The organism is Microbacterium xerophyticum, assembly GCF_053543555.1.
In genome coordinates, this window is sequence record NZ_JBLVOB010000006.1 from 639,065 (window position 1) to 652,946 (window position 13,882).

Annotated in this window: 15 protein-coding genes; 3 read left to right on the top strand and 12 right to left on the bottom strand. The window is 68.3% G+C overall.

Annotated elements, in window-relative coordinates:
* Positions 1-39: 39 nt before the first annotated feature.
* Positions 40-1,074 carry a Bug family tripartite tricarboxylate transporter substrate binding protein gene (locus tag ACNPNP_RS09770; protein ID WP_448965828.1) on the bottom strand — a complete coding sequence of 345 codons (1,035 nt, stop codon included), beginning with the start codon at positions 1,072-1,074 and terminating at the stop codon, positions 40-42.
* A 158-nt stretch (positions 1,075-1,232) separates the two neighbouring features.
* Between ACNPNP_RS09770 and ACNPNP_RS09775 the strand changes: the two genes are divergently transcribed.
* Positions 1,233-2,828, top strand: coding sequence for an ATP-binding protein (locus tag ACNPNP_RS09775; RefSeq protein ID WP_448965829.1), 1,596 nt, complete (start codon positions 1,233-1,235; stop codon positions 2,826-2,828).
* Positions 2,825-3,508: a response regulator gene (locus ACNPNP_RS09780; RefSeq protein ID WP_448965830.1), complete on the top strand. Its 684-nt coding sequence runs from the start codon at positions 2,825-2,827 to the stop codon at positions 3,506-3,508. Before ACNPNP_RS09775 ends, ACNPNP_RS09780 begins: the two co-directional genes overlap by 4 nt.
* A 9-nt stretch (positions 3,509-3,517) precedes the next feature.
* On the opposite strand, the gene ACNPNP_RS09785 is transcribed toward ACNPNP_RS09780, so the two are convergent.
* The 10 genes from ACNPNP_RS09785 to rplU all read right to left on the bottom strand — a co-directional run bounded on the left by ACNPNP_RS09785 (position 3,518) and on the right by rplU (position 11,049).
* Entirely contained in the window at positions 3,518-4,219 is a 702-nt protein-coding gene (locus ACNPNP_RS09785; RefSeq protein ID WP_448965831.1) for an SDR family oxidoreductase, read from the bottom strand.
* An 18-nt stretch (positions 4,220-4,237) separates the two neighbouring features.
* Positions 4,238-4,618, bottom strand: coding sequence for a ribosome silencing factor (gene rsfS / locus ACNPNP_RS09790; protein ID WP_448965832.1), 381 nt, complete (start codon positions 4,616-4,618; stop codon positions 4,238-4,240).
* The gene (locus tag ACNPNP_RS09795; RefSeq protein WP_448965833.1) at positions 4,618-5,799 is read right to left on the bottom strand and encodes a hypothetical protein; all 1,182 of its coding nucleotides are present in this window, start codon (positions 5,797-5,799) and stop codon (positions 4,618-4,620) included. Before ACNPNP_RS09795 ends, rsfS begins: the two co-directional genes overlap by 1 nt.
* Positions 5,796-6,398, bottom strand: a complete 603-nt coding sequence (gene nadD / locus ACNPNP_RS09800; protein ID WP_448965834.1) for a nicotinate-nucleotide adenylyltransferase — start codon at positions 6,396-6,398, stop codon at positions 5,796-5,798. Before nadD ends, ACNPNP_RS09795 begins: the two co-directional genes overlap by 4 nt.
* A gap of 5 nt (positions 6,399-6,403) precedes the next feature.
* Complete coding sequence (locus ACNPNP_RS09805; RefSeq protein WP_448965835.1) at positions 6,404-6,628, bottom strand: hypothetical protein; 225 nt, start codon at positions 6,626-6,628, stop codon at positions 6,404-6,406.
* Positions 6,629-6,680: 52 nt separating this feature from the next.
* Positions 6,681-8,015: a glutamate-5-semialdehyde dehydrogenase gene (locus ACNPNP_RS09810; protein WP_448965836.1), complete on the bottom strand. Its 1,335-nt coding sequence runs from the start codon at positions 8,013-8,015 to the stop codon at positions 6,681-6,683.
* A gap of 66 nt (positions 8,016-8,081) precedes the next feature.
* On the bottom strand, positions 8,082-8,876 hold the full coding sequence (gene proB, locus ACNPNP_RS09815) for a glutamate 5-kinase (RefSeq protein ID WP_448965837.1): 795 nt from the start codon (positions 8,874-8,876) through the stop codon (positions 8,082-8,084).
* Positions 8,873-10,384, bottom strand: coding sequence for a GTPase ObgE (obgE, locus tag ACNPNP_RS09820; protein ID WP_448965838.1), 1,512 nt, complete (start codon positions 10,382-10,384; stop codon positions 8,873-8,875). Before obgE ends, proB begins: the two co-directional genes overlap by 4 nt.
* A gap of 75 nt (positions 10,385-10,459) precedes the next feature.
* Positions 10,460-10,720 (bottom strand): 50S ribosomal protein L27, encoded by a 261-nt coding sequence (gene rpmA / locus ACNPNP_RS09825; RefSeq protein ID WP_033107563.1) that lies wholly within the window; start codon positions 10,718-10,720, stop codon positions 10,460-10,462.
* Between the two features lie 20 nt (positions 10,721-10,740).
* Entirely contained in the window at positions 10,741-11,049 is a 309-nt protein-coding gene (rplU, locus tag ACNPNP_RS09830; protein ID WP_033107562.1) for a 50S ribosomal protein L21, read from the bottom strand.
* A 212-nt stretch (positions 11,050-11,261) separates the two neighbouring features.
* Between rplU and ACNPNP_RS09835 the strand changes: the two genes are divergently transcribed.
* The gene (locus ACNPNP_RS09835) at positions 11,262-11,543 is read left to right on the top strand and encodes a DUF4031 domain-containing protein (protein WP_448965839.1); all 282 of its coding nucleotides are present in this window, start codon (positions 11,262-11,264) and stop codon (positions 11,541-11,543) included.
* Here the strand turns inward: ACNPNP_RS09835 and ACNPNP_RS09840 are convergent.
* Positions 11,493-13,882 (bottom strand): Rne/Rng family ribonuclease (locus ACNPNP_RS09840; RefSeq protein ID WP_448965840.1); only part of this gene is annotated, 2,390 nt, incomplete at its 5' end. The genes ACNPNP_RS09835 and ACNPNP_RS09840 overlap by 51 nt on opposite strands.

A 13,882-nucleotide genomic window follows, 5' to 3' on the forward strand; every position in this document is an offset into this window, starting at 1 on the left:
CCCCGGCGACCGCCGACGCTCCCGTGGTGATCTGGCTCGTCATTCGATGAGCCCGATCGTCTTCAGCGTCTCGGTCGTCGTGGAGATGTCGCCGTCCAGGAAGGTCGCGAACTCGTCGCCGACGAGGAACGCGTCGGTCCACCCATTGGTGTCCAGGGTCTCGGTCCACGCTGCGCTGTCGTGCACCGTGGTCACGAGTTCCTCGAGCGCCTTCTTCTCGTCGTCCGAGATGTCCCCGGGGGCGATGAGTCCGCGCCAGTTGGTGACGACGAGCTCGACGCCCTCATCCGTGAGCGTAGGCACGTCGGGCAGCAGCAGTGCCGGCTCGCCGGACGACACCGCGAGCGCCTTCAGATCGCCCGCCTCCACCTGCTGCGCGAACTCGCCCACGCCGGAGATGCCCGCCTGCACCTGTCCGCCGAGCAGCATCGTGAGCGCCTCGCCACCGCCGGAGTTGGCGATGTAGTTGAGCGTGCTGGGCACATCCGCGGCATCCACGCCCGCGTCGGTGAGCAGCAGCGCCGCGAGGATGTGATCGATGCCGCCGGCGGATCCTCCGGTGACGGCCATTCCCGCGCCCTCCTCGACCCACGCGTCGATGAAGTCCTCCAGCGTGTCGTAGGGGCTGTCCTTCGGCACGACGATGACCAGCGGCTCCTCAGTGAGCTTCGCGATGGGGGTCATGTCTTCGATGCGCACGTCGGACGCGTTCGTCTCCACAGCGCCGACCATCACACTGCCGGTGATCATGAGAGTGTTCGGGGCGCCCTCGGTGGCGAGGGAGGCGAGTCCGACGGTGCCGCCGGCTCCGCCGATGTTCGACACCGGCGCGGAGGAGACGAGCGATTCGTCGTTCAGGGCCTGGCCGAAGGCCCGCGCGGTCTGATCCCATCCGCCACCCGGGTCGGCCGGTGCGATCACCGCGACGCTGTCGATGCTCGACCCGCCGCCGTCACCACCGGTGCCACCGCCGCCTGCGGTCGATGCTCCCGTGCATGCCGCGAGTCCCAGTGACGCGACCGCGACCACCGCGCCGAGCGCGAATCGAGTGCGGGTGCGAGTGTGCTGTGTCATGAACTCCTCCTCGAGTCCTTCCGCCCGACGCCGATGCCGGGAGCAGGTGACGCGAGCCTAGAACTCCTGCGATCGGCGCTGCGTGTTCTGTTCAGAACGACGAGTTATGGTCTTTTCGTAACCGTCGGCCGTCGCCTCCGCTCGCCTAGCATGGGAGGGTGGTGAAGGCGATGACGCTCCGCACGCAGCTCGTGCTGCTGCAGGTCGTCATCGTGCTCGCGATCGTGCTGACGGCGGGACTCGCCGCGATGCTGATGCAGGAGCGGCAGATCCGCGAGGCGTCGCAGGAGCGCATGGTGGCCGTGGCGCAGTCGGTCGCCCAGCTGCCGACGATCGTCGAGGCCTACGGCTCGCCTGATCCGGCCACGGTGATCCAGCCGATCGCCGAGCTCATCCGTGACTCGTCCAATGTGGCGTACGTGGTGGTGACCGACGATCACGGCATCCGCTTCTCGCATCCGAACCCGGACCGCATCGGCGAGCCGGTCTCGACTGACCCGAGCGTCGCCCTCTCCGGTGAGACGTACGTCGGAACCCAGACCGGCACGCTCGGCGAGTCCTGGCGTGTGAAGGTTCCGGTGTTCGATCCCGACGGCGACGTGATCGGTCAGGTGTCCGTCGGCATCCTGGAATCCGACATCCGTGCGGACTTCCTGGGCGACATCACCGGGTTCCTCCTCGCCCTCGGCGTCGCGACAGTGATCGGGGTGATCGCCTCGACAGGAGTGGCGCGTATGGTGCGCCGCCGCATCTACGGCCTCGAGCCGGACGAGATCCGCGGCCTGCTGGAGACGAGGGAGGCGACGCTGCACGGGATCCGCGAGGGCATGCTCGCGCTCGACGAGCACGGGGTGGTCTCTCTGTGCAACGATTCCGCGGCCAGGCTGCTGGGCCTGTCCGGGCCTGCGAACGCGGTCGGGCGTCCGGCCCCTGAGCTGCTGGACGGGCTGGCCGCCCTCATCGCCGAGACGGAGATCGACGACGACGACGCGCCGCAGCGCCTCGTGCTTTCCGGTGAGCGCGTGCTGGTCGCGAGGGCCGCACCCGTGCGAGTGCAGGAGAGGCGTGTGGGAACGGTGGTGACGCTGATGGATCGCACGGAACTCGATCACGCGCTGCGCGAGCTCGCGGGCGCCCAGAGCCTCGCCGAGGGCCTGCGGGCGCAGCAGCACGAGTTCTCCAACACCCTGCACACGATCGGCGGTCTGATCGAGCTCGGAGAGTTCGATGCCGCCCGCCGCGTCGTCGATCGCGCCGGAGCCGGCGGCGCGCTCAGCCGGTTGGACGCGCCAGACGGCGTGCAGGACATCGAACTCGCCGCGATCCTGCTGGCCAAGCGCGCGCGGGCGCGGGAACTGGGTGTGGACCTCACCATCTCGGACGACAGTGCTCTGCCCGTCCGCCCTGGCGACGGCGACGTGGGAACAGTGGTCGGCAATCTTCTCGACAACGCCCTCGATGCGGTCGGCCGCGGCGGTCATGTGGCCATTTCCATCGAACAGAGCGCTGATGACGGCATCCGCATCGACGTCGAGGACGACGGTCCCGGCGTGCCGATGGAACGGCGCGGCGACGTCTTCCGCCTCGGCTATTCGACCAAGTCCGATGATCGCCAGCGCGGCTACGGGTTGACGCTGGTCGCTCGGATCGTCGACCGGCTCGGCGGTTCTGTCGAGCTCTCCCCGTCCCGCAGCGGCGGTGCGCGTTTCACCGTGCGGATCCCCGCATCCGCGCTCGTCGAGGCCGACGCATGACACGGCTGCGCACCCTCATCGTGGAAGACGACTTCGCGGTGGCCCACGTCACCAGGGGCTTCGTGGAACGGCATCCGCATTTCGAGGTCGTCGGCGTCGCCCCCACCGGAGCGGACGCCCTGCGCCTGCTCGACGAGCTCGATCCCGACGTCATGCTGCTCGATGTCTACCTGCCGGACATGTCGGGCATGACCGTGCTTCGGCGCGCGCGTTCCGCCGGCGCGCACGTCGAGGTCGTCGCCGTCACGGCGGCGCGCGACCTGGAGACGGTGCGCCGCGCCAGGGCCCATGGCGTGCACCACTACGTGGTGAAGCCCTTCCCGATGCGGACGCTGCACGATCGGCTCGACGACGTGTGGCGCGTGCTCGCACGCGACGCCGAGTTCACCACGACCGGCGAGCTGGATCAGGCGAGCGTCGATGCGCTCATGCGGCGCGATGCCATCGCCATGGCAGGGCAGCGCAAGGGCGTCTCGCGCGTGACGCTCCAGAGCGTCGTCCAGGCGATGAAGGACCGCTCCGCCCCGCTGTCGGCCAGCGAGCTCGCCGATGTGCTCGGGATGTCACGGGTCAGTGCCCGGCGCTATCTCGAGCGCCTCGTCGAGTCGGGACTCGCGGTGAGCTCCCCGACCTACGGCGGCGTCGGACGACCGGAGCTGCGCTACCGGCTGCACGGGTGAACGGATCCGCTACTGTCGATCGCTTCCGGCCGGCCGCACCGAGAGGTCGACGATCTGCGCATCGCGCGGCAGATCGAGAGCGGTGAGGATCGTGGTCGCCACGGAGTCGGGATCGATGAAGAGCTCGGGATCGTACTCGCGCCCCTCCTGCCTGTGCACGCGGGCCTGCATGGGCGTGGACGTGCGCCCGGGGAACACCGACGTCACGCGCACCCCGTTCTCGGCCTCCTCCGCCCTCAGGGCGTCAGCGAGAGCCTTGAGGCCGTGCTTTGAGGCGGCGTAGGCTGACCAGTCCGCGTGAGCGCGCAGGCCCGCTCCGGAGTTGACGAACACCACCTGCCCGCGCGAGACCCGCAGCACGGGAAGGAGCAGGCGGGTGAGTTCCGCCGGAGCGACCAGGTTGACGGCGAGCTGCCGCTCCCACAGCGTCGGCGAGAGATCGGCGACGCTCCCCAGATCGACGACGCCAGCCACGTGGATGAGCGAGTCGATGCGTTCGGGAAGATTCTGCTTCGACAACGCCCAGGAGATACGGCCAGGCTGCGCCAGATCGCCGACCAGGGTCGACGCGCCGGGGAACTGGGCCGCGATCTCTCGCGCACGCCCTGCATCCCTCGCGAAGAGCACGAGCTCGTCGCCTCGATCCAGCAGACGGCGAGCCAGCGCCGCGCCGATGCCCGATCCGGCACCGGTGATCAGGTGCACCGTCATGTCAGAAGCGGAGCCACGTCAGGGGCGGTCGACCGCGGGCTCGGACACGTCGATCGGAACGACCGGGCAGTCCTTCCAGAGGCGCTCGAGGCCGTAGTAGACCCGCTCTTCCGAGTGGAACACGTGCACGATGAGATCGCCGAAGTCCAGAAGCACCCAGCGGGCCTCCTGGCGTCCCTCGCGACGGACGCGCTTGTGCCCCGATTCGATGAGCTTGTCCTCGATCTCATCGGCGATGGCGGCGACGTTGCGCTCGCTGTTGCCGGTGACGATGAGGAAGATGTCCACGAGCGGAAGCGGCTCCGACACGTTCAGCGCGACGAGATCCTCCCCGCCCTTGGAGATGGCGGCGGATGCTGCGAGCTGCAGCATCTCCTCGGCGTTTTCAGGTGATTGCATCAATTGAATATATTCGTGGTGAATGCGACGATGAGCGCAACCGCCAGAGCGAGCGCGAGCCCGCCGGCGGTGATCGCCAAGATCAGCATGAGCTTGTTGCCCTTTTCAGGCGCCGGCGGTCGGATGACCTCACCGGCAGGTTTGATCGTGCTGATCGCAGAACTCGCCGCGATCGGCGTCGGGGAGGATGCCGGTGGCAGCTCTCCATCGATGAGGACCGCATCCGACTCTTTGCCGTCTGCAGCGCCGTGCGCGTGCCCCTGCGAGCCGATCCCGCGCGGAAGCTCGTAACTGCCCGTCACGAGGATCTCGCCCGTCGAGGCGACCGGTCCCGAGAGGGACCCTTCTCCTGGCGACGGGGTGAAGATCAGCGTGTTCGGAGCAAGGTGCTGGGAACCGCCGGAGTCCGCGGTGATGAGCTCGTCGAACGAAGGCGCGAACGACGGCACCTCGCTCTTCTCCGCGAGAAGTCCGTTTCCGAACGTCGGGCTGACGACGTGGTTCTCGCCCGTCTCGACCGGTTCGGCGACGGGAAGGTCGTCGGCCTCCTGCTCGTCGTCGTCACCGCTCGCATCGGGAGTCGAGGCGCTGATCGGGGCGACATCGCCCTCTTGCTCGGCGGCCTGCTCGATGTCGACGGCGGCTTCGTCCGCGTCTTCGTCGGCGTCGAGGGGCATCTCGCCGACGGAGTCCGCGGCGACGGCCGCGCTCACGGGCACGATGTCGATGGCCTCTTCATCGAGGTCGTCCTGGTCGTCGTCGTCGCCGGCATCAGCGGAGATCTGCTGCTCCGTGGCGGGCTTGGCGAACGAAGGCACACCCGAGACGACCTCGTCGTCAGTGGCATCGTCCTTCTCCGCCTGCTGCGTTTGCTCGGCCGATGCCGCTTCGTCATCCGTGATCACGGGAACGGACGCGGTGCGGATGCGCTCCTGCTCGCGAGCCCGACGACGGGTCAGCGGGGCATCGTTCAGATCGACGTCGCCATCGGGGGTCGGCGCGGGCGGGACTTCCACTGGCTGAGCGGATCGGGGCACGGGAACGACCGGGGCAGGTTGCGCTTCGGCCGCGGCTGCCGCCGCCTCTTCCTCGCTGATCACCGGCGTGGTGCCGGTGAGACGGATCTCCCGCAGCTGCTTGCGGGTCAGCGGCGTTCTCCCCTGCTGATCCGATGTGCTCATGCCTTGCTCCGATACAGGTGATGCTTTGCTATGTACTGAACGACCCCGTCGGGGACGAGATACCAGACCGGCTGATCATCGCCTACCCGTTCGCGACAGGCTGTCGACGAGATCGAGAGGGCCGGGACCTCCAATTGGCTGACGTTCTCGCTCGGCAGTCCATCTGTGCTGAGGACGTGTCCTGGACGGGATACCGCGACGAAGTGGGCCAACTCCCACAACTCATCATGGTCCCTCCAACTGAGAATTTGCGCTATGGCATCGGCTCCGGTGATGAAGAACAGCTCAGCATCGGGGCGCTCCTGCTTCAGATCTCGCAGAGTGTCGATCGTGTAGGTGGGACCGTCACGATTGATGTCGACCCTGCTCACCGTGAACTGCGGGTTCGAAGCGGTGGCGATGACCGTCATGAGATAGCGGTGCTCGCTCGGGGTGACGTTCGATTTCTGCCACGGATGACCGGTGGGGACGAACACCACCTCATCGAGGTCGAAGGAGTGCGCGACCTCGCTCGCCGCGACCAGGTGCCCGTGGTGGATCGGGTCGAAGGTTCCGCCCATCACTCCGATTCTCGGGGCGCGCGTGGTCGTGGTCTCCATACGCCCTAGTGGCCGTGCCCTGCCCCGTGGCCGTCCTTGCCGTGCTTCTCGGCCCAGGCCTCGGCCTTGGCGGAGTGACGGTTCGCGACGTTGCGGTACGAGAACGTGACGAGGCCGAGCAGTGCGAACAGTGCCGCGGCGATGACGCCGAAGATGAGGGTCTCCATCGCCACGTTCCCGTGGTGCTCAGTTTCGGCTGCAGCCATCGCAATCTGTGCGACGAGGTTCATCCTGACTCCGTTTCGTGACCGGTTGCGAGAAGACGCTCCCCCATCCTATCGCTCAGGCGCGCGTCTGACCCGACCCACGCGCCAGCCACTTCGTGCTCGTGAGCTCGGCGAGGCCCATCGGACCACGCGCATGCAGCTTCTGGGTGGAGATGCCGACCTCCGCGCCGAATCCGAATTCGCCCCCGTCGGTGAACCGGGTGGACGCGTTCACCATGACGACCGCGGAGTCGACTTCGGCGAGGAACCGCTCGGCGTTCCGGGAGTCGGTCGTCACGATCGACTCCGTGTGCCCTGTGCTGTAGCGGCGGATGTGCGCGAGTGCATCGTCGAGAGTGTCGACGACCTTCATCGCGATGTCGAGGCTGAGGTACTCGGTGGCCCAGTCCTCCTCGGTGGCGGGGATGATGTTCGCCACCATCCCTGCGACGATGTCGTCGCCGTGGATCGCGACGCCCTCGCTGTGCAGTGCGCTGGCGACCATAGGGACGAGATGAGGTGCCGCCTGCCGCAGCACGAGCACCGTCTCCACGGCATTGCAGACGCTGGGGCGCTGCACCTTGGCGTTCACGACGATCTCCCTGGCCCAGTCGTCCGGCGCCGATTCGTCGAGCACGATGTGCACGTTGCCCGCTCCGGTCTCGATCACCGGCACGATCGACTCCGTGACGACGGTCTCGATCAGGGATGCGCTTCCACGCGGCACGAGCACGTCGATGAATCCACGGCCGCGCATGAGCGCCTTCGCGCCGTCCCGACCGAAGTCGTCGACCGTCTGGATCGCCTCCGGCGTGACGCCGACGCCCGCGAGAGCATCGCGCATCACGCGCACCAGGACCGTGTTGGAATCGCGGGCGGCGCTTCCACCCCTCAACACACTGGCGTTGCCCGAGCACAGCGCCAGGGCCGCGATGTCGACCGTGACATTGGGACGCGCCTCGTAGATCACTCCGACAACCCCGAAGGGCACCCGAACCTGCTCGAGAGCGACGCCGTTCGGCATGCGATGTCCGCCCACGACCTGTCCGACCGGGTCCGCGAGGGCGGCCACGTCCCGCACCGCCGATGCGAGAGCGGCGACGCGCTTCTCGTCGAGGCGCAGACGATCGATCAGCCCCTCCCCTATGCCGTCGGCGCGACCGCGTTCGATGTCGCGCGCGTTGGCCGCGATGATGACGGCGCTGTTCGCCTCGAGTGCCAGTGCGATCGCCTCCAGCGCGCGTGCCTTGTCGTCGCTGGTCAGGCGCGCGGTCTCACGGGATGCCTCTTTGGCTCGTACGAGACGATCCTGCACGGTCTCCTCCGTCGCCACCGGGAGGAGGGCCTGCGACGACTCGGACGTCCCAGAGGGCTCGGTCGAAGAAGTGGTCTCTGACGCGGCATCGATCATCCGGTCATTCTACCGACGGCCGTCGGCGTCCGAGCGTTCGATGACGTCTCAGCGCTCGATGACGCCTCAGTCCGCCGCGGTCACCAGCGGCTCGAACCACGTGCCGATGTCGTGACCCCTGAGTGCCTCGGCGACGAGGTCGGCGCTCGTGACGAGCACACCGATCCCGGATGCCGCGGCCAGCCGCGCAGCGGACACCTTGGTGGCCGCGCCACCCGTCCCGACGCTGTTCACGACGGTCGCCCCGAACTCGAGGCCTGCAAGATCCGCGTCCGCCGAGATGAGTTCGATCGGCTCCGCATCCGGCTCGGTCGGCGGCTTCGTGTAGAGCGCTTCGATGTCGCTGAGCAGCACCAGTGCATCCGCCTGGATGAGCTGGGCGACCAGAGCCGCGAGCCGGTCGTTGTCGCCGAAGCGGATCTCCTGGGTCGCGACCGTGTCGTTCTCGTTCACGATCGGAAGGATCCGCAGGCCGAGCAGTCGCTCCATCGCCCGCCGTGCGTTGCTGCGCGATGTCGGGTTCTCGAGGTCACCGGTGGTGAGCAGCACCTGCCCGGCGACGACCTTGAACGGCCGCAGGGCCTCCTGGTAGCGGTAGACGAGGATGTTCTGACCCACGGCGGCCGCCGCCTGCTGCGTCGCAAGGTCGGTGGGCCTGGCATCCAGGTCGAGGAAGGGGATGCCGGTCGCGATGGCACCCGATGAGACGAGCACGATCTCGCATCCGCGCGCATGCGCCGACGCCAGGGCGTGGACGATCATCGGGATGCGCCACGAGGACTCACCGCTGATCGACGAAGAACCGACCTTCACCACGATGCGCTCGGCCGTCGCCAGCTCCGCGCGCGTGCGTGCGGTCATGCGCCGTCTCCGTCGAAGTCCTCCTCGACCGTGACACGCCGCTTCAGATCCTGCTCGGCACGGATCGCCGCCTTGGCGTCCATCCGCTCGTAGTACTTCTCGCGACGTTCGGTCGTCGTGCGGCGGGCGTTCGGGGCAAGACGCGGGTCGGTGCCGCGCGGGGCGGTCATGAGCTCCGCCGCCGACGACATGGCCGGCTCCCAGTCGAACACGAGCCCCTCGCCCTCGCCGATGACGACGGTTGCGCCGGGGGTCGCGCCCAGACGGAACAGCTCGGTCTCGACGCCGAGGCGTTCGAGACGATCGGCGAGGTAGCCGACGGCCTCCTCGTTCTGGAAGTCGGTCTGCTGCACCCAGCGCACCGGCTTCTCGCCGAGGATGCGGTAGTACGTGCCGTACGAGCCGCCCTCGACGCGGATCGTGAACGGCTTCTCCGAACCCTTGGGGCGGATGACGACCCGCTCCGTGGGAACCTCGACCGCTGCCTCGGCGCGGTGCTTCTCGACGATCTCACCGAGTGCGAATGTCAGCGGGCGCAGGCCCTCGTGCGAGACGGTCGAGATGTCGAAGACGCGGAACCCGCGGGCCTCGAGTTCGGGACGCACCAGATCGGCGAGGTCGCGCGCTTCGGGAACGTCGACCTTGTTGAGGGCCACCAGCTGCGGGCGCTCGAGCAGAGGGGTCTGCCCCTCCGGCACCTCGTAGGCGGCGAGTTCGCCGAGGATGACGTCAAGATCCGAGATCGGGTCGCGGCCGGGCTCGAGGGTCGCGCAGTCGAGCACGTGCAGCAGCGCGGAACAGCGCTCGACGTGGCGGAGGAACTCGAGTCCGAGACCGCGTCCTTCGCTCGCGCCTTCGATGAGACCGGGCACGTCGGCGACCGTGTACCGGGCTTCGCCCGCCTGGACGACACCGAGGTTCGGGTGCAGCGTCGTGAACGGGTAGTCGGCGATCTTGGGGCGAGCGGCGGAGACCGCGGCGATCAGACTCGACTTGCCGGCGGACGGGTATCCGACGAGCGCGACGTCTGCGACCGTCTTGAGCTCGAGGACGATGTCGCCCTCGAAGCCGGGAGTGCCGAGCAGCGCGAAACCGGGAGCCTTGCGCTTGGTGGTGGCCAGGGCGGCGTTTCCGAGCCCACCGCGTCCGCCCTGCGCGACGACGAAGCGATCGCCGGGGACGACCAGGTCGACGAGGACCTCGCCGTCGGTGGTCTTGACGACGGTGCCCACCGGCACCGGAAGCTCCAGCGCTTCGCCATCGAAACCGGAGCGGTGATCGCCCATGCCGAAGCCGCCGTTGGCGGACTTGCGGTGCGGCGAGTGGTGGTACGACAGCAGCGTGCCGGTCTGGGTGTCGGCGACGAGCACGATGTCGCCGCCGTTGCCGCCGTTGCCGCCGTCGGGACCTCCGAGGGGCTTGAACTTCTCACGGTGAACGGAGACACAGCCGTTGCCGCCCTTGCCGGCGCGCAGATGCAGCGTCACCGTGTCGACGAACGAGACCATGTCTGGATTACCCCTCAGATACGCGGACGGGGCGAGCCGAAGCCCGCCCCGAACCGGATGTGTGCTGTGCTGCGATTACTCGGCAGCAGCGGCGACGATGTTGACGACCTTGCGGCCGCCCTTCGCGCCGAAAGCGACAGCGCCCGCCTCAAGAGCGAACAGCGTGTCGTCACCACCACGGCCGACGTTGACGCCGGGGTGGAAGTGGGTGCCGCGCTGACGGACGATGATCTCGCCTGCGCTGACCTGCTGACCGCCGAAGCGCTTCACGCCAAGTCGCTGGGCGTTGGAGTCACGACCGTTGCGGGTGGAGCTTGCGCCCTTTTTGTGTGCCATGTCCTGAGCCTCTTCTGTGCTTACTTGATGCCGGTGATCTTGACGCGCGTGAGGTCCTGACGGTGGCCCTGGCGCTTCTTGTAGCCGGTCTTGTTCTTGAACTTCTGGATGATGATCTTCGGGCCGCGGAGGTTTCCGATGACCTCGGCGGTCACCTTGACCTTCGCGAGCTTGTCGGCGTCGGTGGTCACCGTGGCGCCGTCGACGAGGAGCACTGCTGCCAGCTCGATCTTCTCGCCCTGGGCCGCCTTGACACGGTCGAGCTGAACGATCGTGCCGACCTCGACCTTCTCCTGCCGTCCACCGGCGCGCACTACTGCGTAAACCACTTCATACCTGTTTCGTTGGGGAGCTCACGGCTCCGTAAATCTCACGGGAAGACTGTGCCTGCGTTCGTCGCAAGTCCGACGGGTGCGAGCCCGGTTGTACGGCGCCGCCCGTGGGGACGACTCAGCTCGCGCACCAAAGGACAACTTTACCGGATAGATGGCCCAGCCGCAAAGCGAGCCGGACCGCGTGTCCAGCGCCGTAGGATCGCCGAGTGACCGTTCTGATCGATGACCCCATCTGGCCCGCACACGGACGGCTCTGGGCGCACCTGGTCAGCGAGCACAGCCTCGCGGAATTGCACGCTTTCGCGCTCGCGAACGACCTTCCGGCTCGCGCCTTCGACCTGGATCACTACGACGTTCCCGCCGATGCCCTCCCCCGGCTCATCGCCGCCGGCGCTGTGCACGTCGGCGGGAAGGAGCTCACGAGGAGGCTGATCGCCTCAGGACTCCGGATCCCCGCTCGCGACCGCGGTCGCCGACGAGTTGACTGACACCGGGGTGCCAGTGAGCGCCGCCGTCGTCACCCGGCGCCTGTTGCGGCCCTGACCGGGGGCCTTCGGCTCGGGAAGGGCATCCAGCACCGAGTCGAGCAGCTGCTCGGCCTGCGTCTTCGGCGCCGCCTTGCCGCGCTCGGACGAGCGCTTCTTGCGGGGCTTCTTCGGCCTTTCGGCCGCTGCGGGCTGTTCGGGTTCGACGACCGGCGTCGGCTCGGCGACGGCGTCGCCGCTGGGCGCGCGCGTCGAGGCTGCGATCTGCGCGAGCGCCGTCTTGGCCCCCTCGGGGATGCTGTGAGTCGCCGTGCTCGACGCCTGAGCGCCCTGGCTCTGCTGACCGTTGCCTCCGCGCTGACGGCGATTGCTCGACGACCCGCCGTTGCCTGAGCTCGTGCGGTGCTTGACCACCGGGTCGTGGTGGACGACCACGCCGCGACCCGCGCAGACCTCGCACGGCTCGCTGAAGGTCTCGAGCAGACCGAGGCCGAGCTTCTTGCGCGTCATCTGCACGAGGCCGAGCGAGGTGACCTCGGCGACCTGGTGCTTGGTGCGGTCGCGGCTGAGGCATTCGATCAGGCGGCGGAGCACGAGGTCTCGGTTGGACTCGAGCACCATGTCGATGAAGTCGACGACGATGATGCCACCGATGTCGCGCAGTCGCAGCTGACGGACGATCTCCTCCGCAGCCTCGAGGTTGTTCTTGGTGACCGTCTCTTCGAGGTTGCCGCCCGAGCCGACGAACTTGCCGGTGTTGACGTCGACGACGGTCATCGCCTCGGTGCGGTCGATGACGAGCGAGCCTCCGGAGGGCAGCCACACCTTGCGGTCCAGCGCCTTCTCGATCTGCTCCGTGATGCGGAACGCATCGAACGGATCCGTCTCGTCCTCGTAGGGCTCGACGCGCTCGAGCAGGTCGGGCGCGACGCTCTCCAGGTACGCACGGATGGTCTGCTGAGCATCCTCGCCCTGGATCAGCATCTTCGTGAAGTCCTCGTTGAAGACGTCACGGACGATCTTGACGAGAAGGTCGGGCTCGGCGTGCAGCAGCGACGGCGCCGACTGGTTCTCGACCTGCTTGCGGATGTGCTCCCACTGGGTGGTGAGGCGCTGCACGTCGCGCGTCAGCTGGTCCTCGGTGGCCCCTTCCGCAGCGGTGCGCACGATGACGCCGGAGGACTCCGGCAGCACCTCCTTGAGGATGCGCTTGAGGCGGGCGCGCTCGTTGTCGGGGAGCTTGCGGGAGATGCCGTTCATCGACCCGTTGGGCACGTACACGAGGTAGCGGCCAGGGAGGGAGATCTGGCTCGTCAGACGGGCGCCCTTATGGCCCACCGGGTCCTTCGTGACCTGCACGAGGACGCGATCGCCCGGCTTGAGCGCCAATTCGATGCGACGCGGCTGGTTGCCGGTCTCGACACCGTCCCAGTCGACCTCGCCGGAGTAGAGCACCGCGTTGCGGCCGCGACCGATGTCGACGAAGGCCGCTTCCATGCTCGGCAGCACGTTCTGCACGCGGCCGAGGTAGACGTTGCCGATCAGCGATGCGTCCTGGTTGCGGGCGACGTAGTGCTCGACGAGCACGCCGTCCTCGAGCACGCCGATCTGGGTGCGCGAGTTCTTGGACCGCACGACCATCTTGCGGTCGACGGACTCGCGACGTGCGAGGAACTCCGCCTCGGTCACGACCGGACGGCGACGCCCTGCATCCCGACCGTCGCGACGGCGCTGCTTCTTCGCCTCGAGCCGCGTCGACCCCTTGATGGCCTTCGGCTCGGTGATGTACTCGACCGCGCGCTGACGCTGACGCGGCTCGTCGCGCTGATCGTCACCGTCATTGCTGCCGCCCCGGCGACGACGTCCGCGGCGTGCCGACGGCGCTTCGTCCTCATCGCTGTCGCGGGCGTCGCGGTCGCGTCCTCCGCGGGAGTCGCCTCGCGAATCGCTCTCACGACGGCCGGGCAGTGCGGGCAGCGGAACGATCTCGGGCGCATAGAAGCGCAGCTGGGTCGAGACCTGCGAGACGAAGACCTCGGGGATCAGACCGAGCGTCACCGCGGTGACCGGTTCGGGCTTCTTCGGCGCGGCCGGCGCCTCGTCGACGCTGGCTTCGGCCTTCTCGGCGGGCTCCGCTTCAGGGGCGGGCTCCGCTTCAGGGGCGGGCTCATCCTCTGCGGCGGGCTCAGCCTCTGCGGCGGGCTCCGCTTCTGCAACGGGCGCCGCCTCAGCCTCAGCGGCGGGCTCACCCTCCGCGGCGGGAGCCGCGTCGTCGGCAGGCTCGGCAGGCTCAGCCGCGTCGGCGATCGGCTCGACCGCCTCGGAGACCGAGTCGTGGGGGG